Origin of the sequence: Agrobacterium sp. MA01, from assembly GCF_009650195.1 — a bacterium.
In the GTDB taxonomy this organism is placed as follows: domain Bacteria; phylum Pseudomonadota; class Alphaproteobacteria; order Rhizobiales; family Rhizobiaceae; genus Allorhizobium.
In genome coordinates this window covers 2562374-2579892 of sequence record NZ_CP045854.1, presented here as the reverse complement: position 1 = coordinate 2579892, position 17519 = coordinate 2562374, and the positions used below count along the sequence as shown (strand labels likewise).

Here is a 17519-nt window from a genome sequence, read left to right as displayed (position 1 = left end):
TTGATTGGCCTTGGATCCATCCAGGTTCGTTTTTTGGCGAGTCCATCATGCTCAAAGACTTTTCTCCCCAGGCGGCCTTCATGGGCGTGCTCGTCGCCTTTGTCGGTTTTGCCAGTTCGTTTGCCGTCGTGCTCCAGGGGCTGAAAGGCGTCGGCGCGACGGATTACGAAGCGGCCTCCGGGCTGATGGCGCTGTCGGTCGCCATGGGGCTCTGCGGGATCGTCTTGAGTGTGTGGACGAAGCTGCCGGTCTCCGTTGCCTGGTCGACTCCGGGTGCTGCGCTGATGGTGACGGCGGGGATTCCGGTCGGCGGGTTTCCTGCGGCGGTCGGGGCGTTTCTGGTCTGTGCGGCGCTGATCGTGCTCGCCGGCCTCATCCGGCCCTTCGGGCGGGCGGTTGCCGCCATTCCGGCGCCGATTGCCAATGCCATGCTGGCGGGTGTCATTCTGAATTTGTGCTTCGCGCCGTTCAAGGCGGTCGCCTTCGATCCTTTGCTCGGTCTGCCGATACTCGTGGTCTGGGCGGTGGTCGCGGCCTTCAAGCGGCTTTACGCGGTGCCGGCTGCGCTTTTGACCTTTGTTGTTGTCATCGTCTTCGGCGTGGACTTGCCGGAGGGGGCTATGGCCAGCTGGGCGGCATCGCTTGCGCCGCCGGTGGAGTTCGTGTTGCCGGTCTTCACGCTGCCGGCGCTGGTGTCGATCGCACTGCCGCTGTTCATCGTCACCATGGCCTCGCAGAACATTCCTGGTATCGCGATCCTCAAGGTCAACAAATATGACCCGCAACCGGGGCCGATGTTTGCCGTGACCGGTCTTTTTTCGGCACTCGCGGCACCTCTCGGCGGCCATGCAGTGAACCTTGCGGCAATTACAGCGGCAATGTGTGCAGGCGAGGACGCGCACCAGGACCCGAAGCGGCGCTACTGGGCGGCGATCATTGCTGGGATCGGCTATGTGCTGCTCGGGCTGGCCGCCGGTGCCGTCACCGGCTTCGTGTCGCTGGCGCCCCCGATCCTCATCCAGTCGGTGGCGGGACTGGCGCTGATCGGGGCCTTTTCGGGGTCATCGGTTGCGGCGTTCCAGGTGCCGGAGACGCGGGAGGCGGCGGCGGTGACGTTTCTTGTCACGGCATCGGGGATTTCGATCCTCGGGATTTCGGGGGCATTCTGGGGGCTGATCGCCGGGGTGGCGATGCTGGGGCTGGTCAAGCTGGCGAGAAACCGCACGTGAGACGGCTGCGCATCAAAGCCATCATCTTTGTGCTCTTTGCCGGTTTCTTCGGCTATGTCTTCTACACGCGCTACTGGATCTGGCGGGACTGCATCGCGGCTTCGCAATCGAGTTGTGTCACGCCCGATGGCAGCAATGTTACCGATGGCGGGATGGTCTGGGGCGTGATCGCGCTCGCCTTCCTGGCTGCGGCCGTCATTGCCCAATTCGGGCGGCGGTGATCTGGGTGTGCCGGATCTGGTGCAGTCGTAAGGGTTGCGCTAGGTTTTGCGCATGGAGTTCGAATTCGATCCGGTCAAAAGCGAGGCGAACAAGGCGAAGCACGGAATCGATTTCGTGGCGGCGCAGGAGTTGCGGTATGATCCTTAGATTTGAATGCTGGGTATGCTGCCGAACCAAGGCGGATCCGAATAGGCCTGATCTTTGGTCTCTTGTGGGCAGGTATCTACGTTCTGCGTGACGAGCGCGTTCGGATCATTTCCGTTCGCCGGGCAAGAATTCAGGAAAGGCGTTTCTATGAAGACAATCAGCGCTGAAGAGCTGGATCGCCTGTTCGATGAGGGCGAAGAAGATGTGCTGCAGTACTTCAACCTGGCCACGGCCAGACGTCCCAATCTCGAACCGGTTGAGCTGACCGTGACGGTCATGTTGGGAACGAAGCTTAGGCTGGAGCGTCAAGCAAAGGAACTCGGCGTATCCGTTGACTCCTTGCTTGAAGACTGGCTGCGCGAAAAGCTGGACGAGGCAAGTCCATCCGCCGCCGAATAACACCCTTGCGCGATTCAATTCATCGCGTTATTCCTGACCCCATGAAGATCAACGGCACGACCATTGCTGCGACTGAAATGACGGCCCGCACTGCGGCCCGCTTCGTCGCGTCGGTGCCAAACTCGCTTCTTCTTCTCGGCCTTATCCGCGGTTGCCGGGTCCATTGAGGAGCGCCCGGCGGCCGGGTCAGCCGTTTGGCGATTGCTCCTCGAAATCCCCTTTTGTAATGCAATCCATCCCTTGAATAGGGCCTGTTCGGACGTGCCAAAGCTCCGCTGATTTGTTATCAGCCATGGCAGCCGCCAGGGACGAGAAGAGACGAAGACGATGATTTTGAAGACCCATACCGTGAAGCAGGGCATGCCGGACGCTTCGCAGAAGTACCGCGCCTATCCGCAAATCGCCATTCCGGACCGCACCTGGCCGTCGAAGGTGATCGACAAGGCACCGATCTGGTGCTCGGTCGACCTGCGCGACGGCAATCAGTCGCTGGTCAATCCGATGGGCCATGACCGCAAGGCGCGCATGTTCCAGCTGTTGCTCGACATGGGCTTCAAGGAAATCGAGATCGGCTTTCCCTCGGCCTCCCAGACGGACTTCGACTTCGCCCGCTGGTGCGTGGAAGAGGGCGGCGTGCCCGCCGATGTGTCGCTGCAGGTGCTGGTGCAGTGCCGGCCGGAGTTGATCACGCGGACGTTTGAGGCGCTGGAAGGTGCCAAGAACCCGATCATCCACTTCTACAACTCCACCTCCGAGCTGCAGCGCCGCGTGGTGTTCGGCAAGGACGTCGCTGGCATCAAGCAGATCGCGGTTGATGCGGCGAAGATGATCATGGACATGGCGGCGAAGGCTGGTGGCGGTTATCGCTTCGAATATTCGCCTGAGAGTTTCACCGGCACCGAGCTGGAAGTGGCTTTGGAGATCTGCAACGCCGTTATCGCCGAAGTGAAGCCGACGGCTGACAACAAGCTGATCCTGAACCTGCCTTCGACCGTCGAGATGGCGACGCCGAACATTTATGCCGACCAGATCGAATGGATGTGCCGCAACATCGACAACCGCGAAAACGTGCTGATCTCCTTGCATCCGCATAATGACCGCGGCACGGGCATCGCTGCGACCGAGCTGGGCCTGATGGCCGGTGCCGACCGCGTCGAAGGCACGCTGTTCGGCAATGGCGAGCGCACCGGCAATGTCGATATCGTGACGCTGGCGCTCAACATGTTTACGCAAGGCGTCGACCCGCAGCTGGATTGTTCCGACATCGAGCGGATCAAGGCGGTCTATGAATATTCCAACGAGATGGTCATTCCCGAGCGCCATCCGTATGTCGGTGAACTGGTCTATACGGCCTTTTCCGGCTCGCATCAGGATGCCATCAACAAGGGCATGAAGGCGATCAAGACCGCCAATCATCCGGTGTGGGAAGTGCCTTATCTGCCGATCGATCCGCAGGATGTCGGCCGCACCTATGAGGCGATCATCCGGATCAACTCGCAGTCGGGCAAGGGCGGCATCGCCTACATCCTGCAGGAGGATTACGGCATCAACCTGCCGCGCAACCTGCAGATCGAGTTCCGCGAGGACATTCAGCGGATCACCGACGAAGAAGGCAAGGAACTGCCGTCGAAGAAGATTTACGACCGCTTCATCGAACGGTACGTCGATCAGACCGGCGCGCGCATCAAGTTCGTCGATCACCACACCTATCCGGCCGGGACTGACCAGAAGGGTATTCGGGTGGTTGCCGCCGAGATTACCGACAATGGCGAGACAAAGCGGATCGAAGGCAAGGGAACGGGCCCGATCGACGGCTTCGTCAACGCGCTCTCGACCTATCTCGGCATCGACCTCTCGGTGCAGGATTATTCCGAGCACTCTTTGCAGCATGGCTCGAATGCAGCTGCCATCGCCTATGTCGAAATGACCCATGCTGGCGGCAAGTTGTTTGGGGCTGGCATCAACACCAACATCGTGACGGCCTCGCTGGAGGCGATCGTCTCGGCCGCCAACCGTGTGTTGGACGAGCAGAAGAAAGCCTGATGAGATGACGCTCTTCGCCGAGGTTCGACATCCGTCCTCGGCGAAGGCCCCACTTGCGTTGCTGCATGGTTTTGGCGGGATCGGCGCCTCCTGGGCGCCGGTCATCGAGCGGCTCGAGCCACACCAGCCGCTTGTCGTCTATGACCTGCCGGGGCATGGGCGCTCGCTTGATGCCGAGGGTGTCGGGCATGCCGGCGTGATGGCCAAGGCCATGCTGGCGGATCTCGACCGGCGCGGCATTTCGAGCTTTCATCTTTGCGGTCATTCCATGGGTGGGGCGATTGCCAGCCTGATTGCGCTCAGGGCGCGGGATCGGGTGGCATCCCTAACACTTGTGGCGCCAGGTGGCTTTGGTCCTGAGATCGATCATCAGGCCTTGCGGCGTTATGGTTTGGCCGTCGAACCAGACGAGTTGGCTGTCGGGTTGGCCGCAATGGCTGCCCAGGGTGTTGCGTCTGAGGCAGCGGCTCTCGATCGGCTCGCGACTGCTCGACGGATTGCCGGGGCGACGGATCGACTGATGGAGATCCTCCAATCCTTCCTCGTGGAAACCGACGAACGGATCGGGCAGGGGACGTTGCCGCTCTCTTCATTCTCCGATCTCGGCATTCCAACGCGATTGCTCTGGGGAACGGCCGATCCGATCCTGCCGGTCGCGCAGGCAAAAAACATCTGGGAGGGCGCGGAGGTCACGCTGATAGAGACTGCAGGCCACATGCTGATCGACGAGGCGCCGGATAGGGTGGCTGTGGCGATCCGGGCGGCGATGGCTGAAGGATAGAACATTTCCGGCGGAATTAGAATCGCCTGAAATGCTCTATCTCTTTGCTTTGACGCAATTCCGATCGCAAAACCGGTTCCCACTTTTGCTGGAATTGCTCTAGCGGCTCAACCGAGCAGCCGTTCGCTGTGATCGAGCTTGAGAGGGGCATCTTCGCTCTCGATCTTGTAACGTTGCCAGTCGAGACGCCAGTTTCCGGCTTCGCCATCCACCGAGAACAGATTGTAGCCGGCGGCCGGTTTCTTCGCGCCGGGGCCCTGACTTGCCGAGGCAATGCCGACGACGGGGACCTTCTTTTCGCGGTCCGTCAGCCAGTAGAGCGTGTTGAGATGGGTGTGGCCGTGCAGCACGAGCTCGGCGCCGCCGGTGCGGATCGCGGCGGCGAAACGGCGGATGCCGATCATCCGCTTGTGCTGGGGAGCCGCTCCCCGGATTGGCGGGTGGTGGATCATCACCACGCGGAAAAGACCTTCCTCGCCGGCGGCCTTTAGAAGTGCTGCGGTCTCGCGGGCCTGGCGACCGCTGAAATAGCCCTGGGCGGAGAAGGGTGGGGTGGCGATGGAGGTCGAGCAGCCGATCAGCGCGACCGGGCCACGCCGGCGGATATAGGGGAAGAGCTTGTGAACGTCCTGGAAGATCAGCGGATCGTCGTCGCCGCGCATGTAGTCGTACCAGGCCTGCACGACGCGCTCGTGGGCGCCAGGCACATAGGCGTCGTGATTTCCCGGCACAACGGATGTATCGAGCGGTGCACCGGCTTCCTTCAGCCATTCGGAAACGAGCTTGACCTCAAGCTTTGAGGCGAGGTTCACGAGGTCGCCCGTTATGGCAAGGTGATCCGGGTTTTCGGTACGAAGCGACTCCAGGACCATTTCCAACGCATTGGGGAAAAGGTGCTTGCGGCGGTTGCGATGCCAGTTCACATAGCCCGTAATCCGCTTAGAGGCCAGTTCCCGGATCGTCAGGTTCGGCAGCGGGCCGAGATGCACGTCGGAGATGTGGGCGAGCTTGAACATGGCGCTTCTCTTAACGACGCTGAAACCGAGGGGCAAGGAAAATGACGCCAGCGGGTGGTGCCGGGACGGGTGCCGATAGCGAAAGGCTCGGATGGCCGAAGAGGTTCCTTGTTCGCCTTCTGCATGTCTATTTCGCCATCAATCGTGGCATGACGCTTGGTGTTCGTGCCGCCTGTTTCGACGACGTGGGGCGGATCTTCCTGGTCCGCCACACCTATGTGCCCGGTTGGCATATGCCAGGCGGCGGGGTGGAGCGCGGCGAGACGGCGATCGAAGCGCTTTTGAAGGAAATGCGGGAGGAGGGTAATCTTGAACCCGTCGATGCTCCCGCACTCTTCCATGTCTACTTCAATGCCCGGATCAGCCGGCGTGACCATGTCTTGCTTTACCGTGTCAACGTGCGGCAGACGATGGTCCGCCCCGCAGACCGGGAGATTGCCGAGGCTGGCTTCTTCCACTTCGACGCTCTGCCGGAGGGCGTGACCCAGGCGACGCGGCGCCGGATCGCGGAACTGCGCGGGGAAATCTCCCCGGCGCATCACTGGTGAGGGTCAGGCGCCGAGCTTTTCTCGACCGTGCGGCGCCATCAGGTCCTCATGAGGGCCAACCGGCACGACCCCGGTCGGATTGATCATGGTGTGGCTGCGGTAATAGTGATGCTTGATGTGGCGCATCTCGACCGTCTCGGCCACGCCCGGCGTCTGGTAGAGGTCGCGCAGATAGGCCGACAGGGCAGGATAATCGGCGATGCGGCGGATGTTGCACTTGAAGTGGCCGACATAGACGGGGTCGAAGCGCACCAGCGTGGTGAACAGACGCCAGTCGGCTTCCGTCATGCCGCTACCGAAGAGGTAGCGCTGATCGGTCAGTCGCTTCTCCAGCCAGTCGAGTGTCTCGAAGAGCGGATAGACGGCGCTTTCATAGGCTTCCTGGGTTGTGGCGAAACCGGCCTTGTAGACGCCGTTATTGACCGTGTCGTAAATGCGGGCGTTCACCTCGTCGATCTCGGAATGGAGATCTTCGGGGTGCATGTCGAGGCCCGAGCCGGTCAGGCCGTCGAAGGCCGAATTCAACATGCGGATGATCTCGGAGCTCTCGTTCGAGACGATAGTGTTCTGATGCTTGTCCCAGAGGACCGGTACGGTCACGCGGCCCGAGAAGGTCGGGTCGGCTTTGACATAAACTTGCCAGAGGAAATTCGAGCCGAAGAGATGATCCGGCGTGGCGCCGTCGCGGTCGTGGAATTCCCAGCCGTTCGACAGCATCAGCGGATCGACCACGGAAACCGAGATCAGGTCTTCGAGGCCCTTCAGGGCGCGGAAGATCAGGGTGCGATGCGCCCAGGGGCAGGCATAGGAGACGTAGAGGTGGTAGCGACCTGCCTCTGCCTTGAAACCGCCCTTGCCGGAAGGGCCGGCGGAGCCGTCTGCGGTCACCCAGTTGCGGAAGCTCGAGTCAGCCCTCTTGAAGTGCCCCGAGGTCGATTTCGTGTCGTACCAGACGTCCTGCCAGACGCCATCCACCAGTCTACCCATGGTCGCTTCCTTCTCGTTTGAACTTGACCCGGAAGATACGGCTGTCGGCTGCAATTGCGAGGGGCGATGGGTTGAACAGTGCGTTTTCCGTTGGACGGACAGAAATTTTGCTGCTATCGGAACAACACTCAAGATTTAAAGGCCCCGATGACCCTCGCACGGAACCCACGACGACGCTGAAGCTCTCGAACGCACGATATTCGTGCGCGTGAACCCTATCGCTGTCTGTCTATTGGTTTCGGTCATCCATGTTTCACTCCGGCCTTGTCTACCTCACCGAGGATGCGTCGCACGACGCTGTCATTGAACTCATCAACGAAGAAGCTTTTGGTCCCGGCCGGCACACCCGTGCGGCAGCGCGCATCCGCGAGCAGGGGCCGCATGACCGGTCGCTTTCCTTCATCTGCGCGGATAATGGCGAGACGATTGCCTCCGTGCGCATGACGCCGGTTCTGGCCGGGGATGTGAAGGGGCATCTGCTGGGGCCGCTTGCGGTTCGTCCTTCCCACAAGAACCGGGGCATTGGCCGCGAACTCGTGCGGATCGCCATCGAGGCGGCGCGGCGCAAGGGGTCGGAAGGCGTCATCCTGATTGGTGATCCGCCCTATTACATGCCGCTCGGCTTCGAGAAGGTCGCCTACCAGGCGCTCGACTTTCCCGGTCCAGTCGATCCGAACCGGGTGCTGGTCGTGCCTTTGGTGGGCGACGTGCATGACCGTTTGAAGGGTGTGATCGCCTGGCGGGACGCAAGTCCCGTCGAGGCCGCGGATGCGGCCGACGGTTCGAAACGCTACGCCTCCGCCTGACGCGGCGACTGCTCCCAGGGAAGGCACGGCCGTTCGCGCATCGGGTGGACGCTTTCAACCTCACGTTCGAGACAGGCACGAATGTAGACCCGGTTCACCAGTTGCATCAGCAAGGCAGTGAGCGGTGTTGCCATGGCGAGCCCAATCAGGCCGAAGAGCGTTCCGAAGACAAGTTGCGACGAGATCACCAGGACGGGAGGAAGAGACACTTTCTGCTTCTGCACGATCGGCGTGACGACGTAACTCTCCAGTGTCTGGACGAACATATAGACGGCAAGCACCATCAGCACCGCATTTGTCCCATCGGGTACGGCGAGCAGCAAGCCTGGGATCGCGGCGAGGATGGGGCCGACATTCGGGATGAAGGCGAGCAAGCCGGCGATGAGGCCAAGCGCCAAGGCGAGCGGTATGCCGATCAGCCAGAGACCGAGACCGGTCAGAATGCCGACGACGGACATCGATATCAACTGTGCCGACAACCAGCTCTGCAGCGTCGCGATGCTCTCGTCGATCACGTTGCCGGCCTCAGGACGGAGCGACGGCGCAAACAGGCGCAGAAAGCCTCTTCTGTAGGTGCCGGGATCGAACGCGCCATAGAGCGCGATAAAGAGCAGCAGGACACTGTTGCCGAGATAGCCGAATGCGGAACCAAGCGCCTGCGTGGCGGCGCCGCCGAACGCGCCGGACCAGAGATCGGTCTGCTCCATGCGATCGAGGAGTTCGCGGCCCCAGGCATATTGCTCGATGCGCTCGGCAAGGCTCTGTGCCGCTTCGGGGAGCTGTCGCCACAGCTCGTCGATCTGCGTCGATACGGCGGGCGCTGCGACCGTGCCGCCAATTGCAAAGCCGCCGACGATCAGCAGGAGGAAGATCGCCACACCCCATGCCGGGCGCAGCGACAGATGCCGGGCAATCCAGAGCCCTCCAGCCCGAAAGAATACGGCGAGCAGGAGCCCGGCAAAGATCATCAGCAGCGTTGCGGGCAAAAGAACCAGGAAAAGGATGAGCGCCGCTGCGAGGACGCCGAGTGACAGGACGCGCATCGAGACGCCTCTATCCCGCGCTTGATTGCGGCCTGATGCTCTGTCCGTTCGGTTCATGTGAATTGCCCCTTGTTCGCCAAAAGTCGCTGGGGCCATGCCGGCACCCTAGACTGGGAACAGTGGGGAGGGCTCGATGTTCCGATCCATTCTTGGCCCGCATGTGCTGGCGGTGATCCGAACAATGGGCGATCGGGCGAAGCAGAAGCTCAGAAGCGCTTGATCAGCCAGCAGATATCATAGCCCTTGGCAAAATCCTCGATGCGGCCGAAGACGTGGTAGCCGGCACGTTCATAGGCACGGCAGGCAGCCGGGTTGATCGTGTCGATATAAGCGCCGATGCAACCGCGCGCCTTCGCCTCTTCTTCGGCGAGTGTCAACAATCTGCCGGCCATGCCCTGACCGCGCAGGCGCTCAGGGACCGAGAGCAATTCCACATAAAGCCAACCGCGACCGGTATAGCCGACGAGGCCACCGTCGACGGAGCCGTCGTCTGCCTGAATCGGAATGAAGAGATCGCGCCTATCGGATGGGCCGAGCAGGGTCTCGTTGTGGGCCTTGATGCTGGCGAGGATCGCGTCGCGGGCGGTTTCGGGGACGGTGTCGGCGGGAGGGAGTGATGGAGGCATGGGCGAAGGTTAGGCTGCGTTGGCTTCATTGTCCACGTGCTGGTCGGCTGGCCCACATCGGTCATGGGGGGATTCCGAGTGACCACAGCCGCAAAGTGCCTGTTTCCTCAGGGGGCTTGGTCGACGATGCATCGTTGGTCCGCCGTCGAATATGCTAGATCTGGTCCGCCCAGCTACCGATTTTGCAGTGAGAATTCCGATGCATCCGATACCGACATTCACAACAGGTCGCCTCGTTCTACGCGCCATGCGCAAGGAGGACTGGCCTTCGTACAAGCAGCTGATGGCGTCGGAACGGGCGCAATTCATGGGTGGCCCGTTCCTGGATGCTGCAGCCTGGGGCATGTTCTGCAGCGACCATGCCCAATGGGACCTGTTTGGTTGCGGGGCGCTGATGATCGACGATCGGGCGACCGGTGCCTGTGTGGGACAGGTGGGGATCAATGCGGGGCCGCTGTTCCCGGAGTTCGAGTTGGGATGGTTCGTATATCCTCAATTTGAAGGCAGGGGCTATGCCCATGAGGCGGCTGAAGCGCTGCTCCATTGGGCGAGAGAAGTGCGGCAGTTGCCGAGCCTCGTCAGCTATGTCGATCCTGAGAATGTGAGGTCAGGGAGCCTTGCCATGCGGCTCGGCGCCGTGCTGGACCGGACAGCGGCTCGGCCCGCGCCAGAGGATCTGGTGTATCGGCACTATCCAAAGAGAGAGGGTTAGGCGGCGTCAGCAAGTAGCAGAGGGCGGGTGGTGCTACCGCCCCTCGCGCCACCACATGGCCGAGACTGCCAACAGCAAGATCCCCAAGCCAGCAAAACCGGCAAACAGGGGCATTGTGTTGACGCCCTTGAGCACCGTTTCGTCCGTCAGCTTGATCAGCATGCGGCGGTCGTCGGCGACGCGGACTTCGCCGCGCACCGGCAGGATGTCGGGGATGCGGACGGAAGCGTCGCCGTCGTCGAGGCGGGCGGTCAGGCCGCGGGTTTCCTCGCTGATCGGCGACAGCGTGTCCGTGCTGGAGATCATTGCGCGGAATTCGGGGGCGTCAACGGCGCCGACATGGACGAGGCTCGAGAAGTCGCCATTGGTGATGGTGAACAGGCCGGTCTCGGTCATGCGGCGTTCGCCGCGATAGAGGCCGGGCTGGATCTCGTTTAGGTTCAACGCAATCGTTTCGCCTGAGGGCGTGGTGATCGTCGCGGGGCCGGGGGCGTCGCCGATGGTCTGGCGGGTCACTTCCAGCGTGCGACCGGTGGCGCGCGCCTTCAGTGCCTCTTCCTCGAGCTCCGGCTCCTTCATCAGCCAGTGGGCGATGCGGCGATAGAGCGACACATGCGGGCCGCCGCCTTCGAAGCCGCGGGCCCAGAGCCAGCCCTGATCGGAGAGCAGCATGGCGACGCGGCCCTCATTGGCGCGGTTGAGCACGAGCAGGGGACGGTCGCCGTCGCCCGTCATGACGGTTTCGCCATCGGTACGGCCGACATCGACGCTGCGGAACCAGCGGCCCCATTGTGGCGGCTCCACGGCGGAGCCATCGAGGCCACGGGTGACGGGGTGGCGTTTGCCCTGCTCCGAGATGCGGGGATAGAAGCCGGCCTGATGGACATCGCCGGTCGGGGTGGCCGGAAGCACTGACTCGAGCGGTGTGAGGGCGATCGAGTCCTGTCCGGCATGTTCCGGGCCGGCGGCGATCAGCAGCGCGCCGCCATTCCTGACATATTCGGCGATGTAGTCGTAATAGAGGATCGGCAGCACGCCGCGATGCTGGTAGCGGTCGAAGATGATCAGGTCGAAATCATTGATCTTTTCGACGAAGAGTTCGCGGGTCGGGAAGGCGATCAGCGACAATTCGTTGATCGGCGTGCCGTCTTGCTTTTCCGGCGGGCGCAGGATGGTGAAATGGACGAGGTCGACCGAGGCGTCTGATTTCAACAGGTTGCGCCAGGCGCGCTCGCCTGCATGCGGTTCGCCGGACACGAGCAGCACGCGCAGGTTCTGGCGGATGCCCTCGATCAGGTGGATGGCGCGGTTGTTGACGTCAGTGACTTCGCCCGGTGTGGCGGCGACGGAGAATTCGAGGACATTGTTGCCGCCACGGGGCACGCGGAAGGCAAAGGAGGTCTCGGCGCCGGGAACGGCCGGGACGACCCCCAAATCTTCGCCGTTCATCTTGACCGAAACATCCGCGGGCTGGTTCGAGGCTTCGCCGTCGTCGAAGACGCGGAAGGTCAGTTCCTGTTCCTCGTCGACGATTCCGAAGCGCGGAGCGCGGAGGACTTCGATACGGCGATCGAACTCGTCGGCCTTGCCGGTGATCAGCGAATGCACCGGAGCATCGAACGGGAGCGCCTGGTTTTCGGCGGGGATGTCATGCACCTGGCCGTCGGTGACGAAGATTGCGCCGCCGACACGGGCCGGCGGAACGTCCGTCGTTGCCGCAGCCAGCGCTTCGAAGAGCTTGGTGGACGGGGCGTCGCTGTCGCCGGGATCGGTGACCTCGATGATGCGCGGCTCGATATTGGGGAAGCGCCCGAGGCGGTCGCGGATGCCCTGCAGTGCCTGATCGGTCTGCTCGACACGGCCGGCGATCTGCTGGCTCTGGCTGCGGTCAACGATCACGGGCACGACTGTCGTCAGCGGATCGCGCTCTTCCTGAAGGAGGAGCGGGTTGGCAAGGGCTGCAAGTACGGCGATCGAAGCGGCCAGGCGGATGGCGGTGCCGCGTACGCCGCGCAGGAAACCGAGGACGGACAGCACCACGGCCAGCACGGCAAGGGTGGCGATGGCGATCCAGGGGATGAAGGGGGCGAATTCGAGCGTCATGGTCTCACTGCCCCAGTCGTTCGAGCAGCGCAGGCACGTGGACCTGGTCTGCCTTGTAGTTGCCGGTCAGCATATACATCATGATGTTGACGCCGGAGCGGAAGGACATTTCGCGCTGCATCTCATCGGCGGGGACGACAGGGAGCACGCTTGCGCCATTGGCATCGATTGCCCAGGCGCCCATGAGATCGTTGCCGGTGATCATGATCGGGCTCACGCCATCGCCGGAGGAGGCGACGCCGCTGTTGCTGGAGAGCGCTTCCTGGCGGGCCTCGACCCAGAGCGGGCTGCCGCTGTAGCGGCCGGGAAAGCCCTGCAGCAGATAGAAGGCGCGCGTCAGCACGTGGTCTGATGGAACCGGCTCCAGCGGCGGGATGTCGATATTGGCAAGGATCGCCTGCAGGCGTTCGCCGTTTGGAGAGGCCCCGACCTCGTTGCCGAGCGTCGAGCCCTGGTCACGCGTGTCGAAGAGCACGGTGCCGCCGGCGCGCATATAGGCGTCGATGCGGCTGATGGCAGCGGCAGAGGGCATAGGGGCGGAGGCCGAGATCGGCCAGAAGATGATCGGGTAGAAGGAGAGTTCGTCCTTCGAAATGTCGACACCTATGGGCGGGGCGGGCTCTAGCGTCGTGCGGTAGGTGAGGAAGTCGGTGAGGCCGGCGAGACCCTGCTCGGAAAGGCGATCAACCTCGGCTTCGCCGGTGATGACATAGGCGAGGTGGGTGTTGTCGAGCCGCTCAAGGATCTGCTCGTCGCCGGGCTTGGCATCAGTCGACTGGGCAAGCGCCTGACCGGGCATTGTTGCCGCAGCGAGCGCGACGGCAAGCGCCAGGATTGAGGCGGCAGCAGCCGGTGCGCGTTTCGGCATGCGGGAGAAGGCTCCGCCCATGAAGAGGACGATCAGGCTGTCGATGACGAGAAGCAGGAAGGCGAGCGTCAGCAGGGAGGGCTTCAGCGGGGTGGCGGCCGTGCCGGCCATCGGGTCGCGGGCGACGGTGAGGCCTGCCGGCGAGGGGAGCGGGCGCAGTGTGGCATCCGATGGCAGGAGGTTGAGTGCCGTGAAGCCGTCTTCCGTGCCGTAGAGGCCCGGCGGATTGTCGAGGGTCGCGGCTTCTGGACGGTCCGGGCCGAGCGACAGGGGCTTTGCGGTGCCCGCCTCGGCGGTGAGCGCGCCGCGTTCGGTCAGAAGACGGAAGGGCGGAAGCGACGGGGCGGTCGCCTGGCCGGCCTGAGCCTCAGCTGCGCCGACACGAGTGAGCTGGACGATACGGCGGAGCATGTCGACAAAGGTGCCGGAAATCGGCAGATCCGACCAGGTAGCCTCGGCGCTGACGTGGAAGAGCACGATGCGGCCGGCGCCGTTGTCCTCGACGGTGACGAGCGGCGTGCCGTCGGCAAGGCTTGCCCAGGTGCGGGCGGCGAGATCCGGTGTCGGTTCGGCGAGCACCTGTCGCTTGACGAGGATGCCCTCGGGGCGCGGCATGCCGGCAAAGGGGCCAAAGGTCGGGAAGTCGGCAAGCGGCTGCGGCTCGGCCCAGGAGAGTGCGCCGCCGAGCGCGCGTTCGCCCTGGCGCAGGATGACCGGCACGAGTGGGTCGTCTGCGGGGGCGGCGGCAAGGCGGGGGCCGGCAAAGCGGATCAGCGTGCCACCACGGTTGATCCAGGCCTGCAGCGGATCATAGACGTCGGCGGGCAGGCGCCCGACATCGGCAAGCACGAGGGCAGACGGGTTCTGGGCGAGGATTTCCGGAATGGCGACGGCAAGGTCGGTCTGGCCGGGCTTGACCACATCGGCATAGGGGCCAAGCGCGCGTTCGATGTAATAGAGCGGCGAGAGCAGCGGCTGGAAGCCGTCACCGCTGTCGCCGGAAACAAGCGCGACCTTGCGGCGGCGGAAGCCGTCGTCGAGCAGGTGGGTGGCGCCGGCCGAGGCGACGCCTGCGATCGAGAGGCGGGCGAAATCATTGCGCAGTTCGAAGGGCGCTGCGATCTCGCCGGACGCTTCCGTCGTGCCGGGGGCGAAATCGACCTGACCGGAGGCGATTATGCGACCCTGGCGGTCCTGAGCATCGATGATGAGGCTGCGAGGTTCCGAGGCGTTGAGGCGCGAGAGCGTGACGGTGAGCGCATCCGAGCCGTTGTTTGCTACGGTGATTGCGACGCTTGCTGCACCATCGCCCTCGACGATGCGGAATTCGGCGGGCGAGAGGCTGGCGAGATCCGACAGGAACGGATCTTCCGCGTCGCGGGCGATGCCGTCGGAGACATAGGCGAGCGTGCCGGGGCGTTCCGACGAGAAGGTGGTGCGGAGCGCTTCGATGGTCCTGATACGATCCGGGCGCTGCGGATGGGGTGTCGCGGCGGCGAGCTTCTCCAGCGCCACGGCTGCGGTGCCGGGGATCGCGTCATGGGTCGGATCGGCGGTGAAGACGATTGCGACGGGCAGGCTGCGGTCGGCGGCATCGCCGATCAGGGCGGTCGCGGTCTCGACGCGGCGATCCCAGTCGCCGACGGTTGCCCAGCCGTTGTCGACAACGAGCAGTAGAGGACCGTCGCCGGAGAGGGTGGCGTTGCGCGGGTTTAGTACCGGATCGGCCAGCGCGAAGATCACGATCGCGGCCATCAGCATGCGCAGCAGCGTCAGCCACCAGGGGCTTTTCGAGGGCGTTTCCTCGCGCTTCAAGACGCCGGCAAGGATCTTCAGCGGCGGGAAAACTTCCGCCTTGGGGCGCGGCGGCGTGAGCTTCAGCAGCCACCAGATCAGTGGCAGCGCGAGCAAGGCACCGAGAATGGCGGGAGCGCCGAAGGCCAGGGGGATGCCGAACATCAGCCCGCACTCCTGTTGACGGCGGGCGGCATGCCCGACAGGTGCATGTGGACAGCGACGAGGGCCTCCGAGGCGAGGCGATCGGTGCGGTTGTGGGTGAAGCTCCAGCCCATGCGGCGGAGCTGATCCGACATCGATCCTCGGCGAGCGAGATAGGCCTGCTGGTAGTCTTCGCGCAGGGTCTCGGCGCGGCCGGAGGTGAGCTTTTCGCCGGTTTCGGGATCGGTGAACTCGGTGCGGCCGGTATAGGGGAAGGTCTCTTCCGCCGGATCGGCGACCTCGAGCACGTGGCCGCGAAGACCGCGGCGGGCGAGCGGCGTGATGCGCTCCATCACCCGGTCGGCATCGTCGAGAAAGTCGCCGATCAGCACGATGTCGCTTGCGCCGCGGATCATGCGGGTGTCGGGCAGGCCTTCGGTCAGCGGCGCATGCATGATGGCGGTCGCAAGACGCTCGGCGGCGTTGCGGGCGGAGATCGGCTCCATGATACCAGGGCAACCTATGCGTTCGCCGGAGCGCGCGAGGATTTCGGCGAGTGCCAGCATCAGCACAAGCGCGCGGCTTTCCTTGGAAACAGAGGCAAGCGTCGACTTGTACATCATTGAGGGCGACATGTCGGCCCAGAGCCAGACCGTGTGGGCCGCTTCCCATTCGCGGTCACGGATATACATGTGGTCGTCGCGCGCAGAGCGGCGCCAATCGATGCGCGAGAAGCTCTCGCCATCTGCATAGGGGCGGAATTGCCAGAAGTTTTCGCCGATGCCGCGCTTGCGGCGGCCATGCCAGCCGGCAATCACGGTATTGGCGATGCGCTTTGCCTCGACCATGCAGTCAGGCACGAGCACGGCGCGCTGGCGGGCGCGCTTCAGCACTTCGCTGCCGGCTGTCTGCTCGACGATCTGGCCGATCGATGCCACGCGGTTAAGGCCTCCCTTACTTGCGCAGGTCGGAAACGAGACCCGCGATGACGTCGCGGACGGTCATGCCTTCGGCACGCGCCGCAAAGGTCAGTGCCATGCGGTGTTCGAGCACGGGTTCGGCGAGTGCGTATACGTCGTCGATGGAGGGGGCGAGGCGGCCTTCATAGAGGGCGCGGGCACGGGCGCAGAGCATCAGGGCCTGTCCGGCGCGGGGACCCGGACCCCAGGCGATGTTCTTGTCGGTCGTGTCGTTGCCGTGGCCCGGACGTGCCGAGCGGACGAGCGTCAGAATGGCGTCGACCACGGTGTCGGAGACCGGCATCTGGCGGATCAGCTTCTGGATCTCCAGCAGGCGGGCGCTGTTGATCACTGCACTGGCGCGGCGGTCACCGACGCCTGTCGTCTCCAGCAGGATCTGCCGTTCGGCGGCAAGTTCCGGATAGAGAACGTCCACCTGCAGCAGGAAGCGGTCAAGCTGGGCTTCGGGCAGCGGGTAGGTGCCTTCCTGCTCCAGCGGGTTCTGGGTTGCAAGCACGTGGAAGGGGGCGGGCAGCTGATAGGGCTGGCCGGCGATGGTGACGTGGTACTCCTGCATCGACTGCAGAAGAGCGGACTGAGTTCGCGGGCTTGCGCGGTTGATCTCATCGGCCATCAGCAGCTGGGCAAAGACCGGACCCTTGACGAAGCGGAAGGAGCGACGCCCCGTCTCGTCCTGGTCCATGACTTCCGTGCCGATGATGTCAGAGGGCATCAGGTCGGGCGTAAACTGGATGCGGTTGGCATCGAGGCCAAGGGCCGAGCCGAGCGTCGTCACGAGCTTGGTCTTGGCGAGACCGGGAACGCCGACCAGAAGAGCATGGCCACCGGAGAGAATGGCGAGGAGGGTGTTTTCGACGACCTTTTCCTGGCCGAAGATCACCTTGGCCACTTCCTGGCGGATCGCCGCGATATCTGCGAGCGCCTTCTCGGCCTCGGCGACGATCGCTTTCTCGTCCATTGCAACATCGGGATTTGGCATCATGCCCATGGTCTGCTCCAATTGGTTTTGGCCGAGTCCGGCGAATCGAACGGACGCGTAAGGTGCATGTTACTGAAACTAACTTATTGGCG

16 protein-coding genes are annotated in these 17519 nt (G+C 63.4%); 8 read left to right on the top strand and 8 right to left on the bottom strand.

Going from position 1 to position 17519, the window contains the following annotated elements:
• Window positions 1–47: 47 nt before the first annotated feature.
• The 5 genes from GH983_RS12560 (at window position 48) to GH983_RS12535 (ending at window position 4821) form a co-directional block, all read left to right on the top strand.
• Window positions 48–1229 carry a benzoate/H(+) symporter BenE family transporter gene (locus tag GH983_RS12560; RefSeq protein ID WP_069043661.1) on the top strand — a complete coding sequence of 394 codons (1182 nt, stop codon included), beginning with the start codon at window positions 48–50 and terminating at the stop codon, window positions 1227–1229.
• Window positions 1226–1450 carry a hypothetical protein gene (locus GH983_RS12555; RefSeq protein ID WP_069043662.1) on the top strand — a complete coding sequence of 75 codons (225 nt, stop codon included), beginning with the start codon at window positions 1226–1228 and terminating at the stop codon, window positions 1448–1450. The genes GH983_RS12560 and GH983_RS12555 overlap by 4 nt, the downstream gene beginning before the upstream one ends.
• Window positions 1451–1745: 295 nt before the next feature.
• Entirely contained in the window at window positions 1746–1997 is a 252-nt protein-coding gene (gene brnA, locus GH983_RS12545; RefSeq protein ID WP_153762547.1) for a type II toxin-antitoxin system BrnA family antitoxin, read from the top strand.
• A gap of 327 nt (window positions 1998–2324) precedes the next feature.
• Window positions 2325–4040, top strand: a complete 1716-nt coding sequence (gene leuA, locus GH983_RS12540) for a 2-isopropylmalate synthase (protein ID WP_153762546.1) — start codon at window positions 2325–2327, stop codon at window positions 4038–4040.
• A 4-nt stretch (window positions 4041–4044) separates the two neighbouring features.
• Window positions 4045–4821: an alpha/beta fold hydrolase gene (locus tag GH983_RS12535; RefSeq protein WP_153762545.1), complete on the top strand. Its 777-nt coding sequence runs from the start codon at window positions 4045–4047 to the stop codon at window positions 4819–4821.
• Between the two features lie 107 nt (window positions 4822–4928).
• Here the strand turns inward: GH983_RS12535 and GH983_RS12530 are convergent, their stop codons facing one another.
• A complete protein-coding gene (locus tag GH983_RS12530) occupies window positions 4929–5837 on the bottom strand; it encodes a metallophosphoesterase (RefSeq protein ID WP_153762544.1) in 909 nt (302 codons plus the stop codon).
• 41 nt (window positions 5838–5878) lie between these two features.
• Here GH983_RS12530 and GH983_RS12525 point away from each other — a divergent pair, with 41 nt between their 5' ends.
• Window positions 5879–6385, top strand: a complete 507-nt coding sequence (locus GH983_RS12525; RefSeq protein ID WP_153762543.1) for an NUDIX domain-containing protein — start codon at window positions 5879–5881, stop codon at window positions 6383–6385.
• 3 nt (window positions 6386–6388) lie between these two features.
• Here the strand turns inward: GH983_RS12525 and GH983_RS12520 are convergent, their stop codons facing one another.
• Window positions 6389–7372, bottom strand: coding sequence for a glutathione S-transferase family protein (locus GH983_RS12520; protein WP_153762542.1), 984 nt, complete (start codon window positions 7370–7372; stop codon window positions 6389–6391).
• Window positions 7373–7620: 248 nt separating this feature from the next.
• Between GH983_RS12520 and GH983_RS12515 the strand changes: the two genes are divergently transcribed.
• The gene (locus tag GH983_RS12515) at window positions 7621–8178 is read left to right on the top strand and encodes a GNAT family N-acetyltransferase (protein WP_153762541.1); all 558 of its coding nucleotides are present in this window, start codon (window positions 7621–7623) and stop codon (window positions 8176–8178) included.
• Here the strand turns inward: GH983_RS12515 and GH983_RS12510 are convergent.
• The gene (locus tag GH983_RS12510; protein WP_054151465.1) at window positions 8163–9221 is read right to left on the bottom strand and encodes an AI-2E family transporter; all 1059 of its coding nucleotides are present in this window, start codon (window positions 9219–9221) and stop codon (window positions 8163–8165) included. The genes GH983_RS12515 and GH983_RS12510 overlap by 16 nt on opposite strands.
• A 206-nt stretch (window positions 9222–9427) precedes the next feature.
• The gene (locus GH983_RS12505; RefSeq protein ID WP_054151466.1) at window positions 9428–9847 is read right to left on the bottom strand and encodes an N-acetyltransferase; all 420 of its coding nucleotides are present in this window, start codon (window positions 9845–9847) and stop codon (window positions 9428–9430) included.
• Window positions 9848–10046: 199 nt separating this feature from the next.
• On the opposite strand from GH983_RS12505, the gene GH983_RS12500 reads away from it, so the two are divergent.
• Window positions 10047–10559 (top strand): GNAT family N-acetyltransferase, encoded by a 513-nt coding sequence (locus GH983_RS12500; protein WP_153762539.1) that lies wholly within the window; start codon window positions 10047–10049, stop codon window positions 10557–10559.
• A gap of 33 nt (window positions 10560–10592) precedes the next feature.
• On the opposite strand, the gene GH983_RS12495 is transcribed toward GH983_RS12500, so the two are convergent.
• The 4 genes from GH983_RS12495 to GH983_RS12480 are packed head-to-tail and all read right to left on the bottom strand — an operon-like array spanning window position 10593 to window position 17436.
• Window positions 10593–12662, bottom strand: coding sequence for a hypothetical protein (locus GH983_RS12495; protein ID WP_153762538.1), 2070 nt, complete (start codon window positions 12660–12662; stop codon window positions 10593–10595).
• A gap of 4 nt (window positions 12663–12666) precedes the next feature.
• A complete protein-coding gene (locus GH983_RS12490; RefSeq protein WP_153762537.1) occupies window positions 12667–15489 on the bottom strand; it encodes a DUF4159 domain-containing protein in 2823 nt (940 codons plus the stop codon).
• Window positions 15489–16406 carry a DUF58 domain-containing protein gene (locus GH983_RS12485; protein WP_054151470.1) on the bottom strand — a complete coding sequence of 306 codons (918 nt, stop codon included), beginning with the start codon at window positions 16404–16406 and terminating at the stop codon, window positions 15489–15491. Before GH983_RS12485 ends, GH983_RS12490 begins: the two co-directional genes overlap by 1 nt.
• A 16-nt stretch (window positions 16407–16422) precedes the next feature.
• Window positions 16423–17436, bottom strand: a complete 1014-nt coding sequence (locus GH983_RS12480; protein ID WP_069043673.1) for a MoxR family ATPase — start codon at window positions 17434–17436, stop codon at window positions 16423–16425.
• Between the last annotated feature and the right edge of the window lie 83 nt (window positions 17437–17519).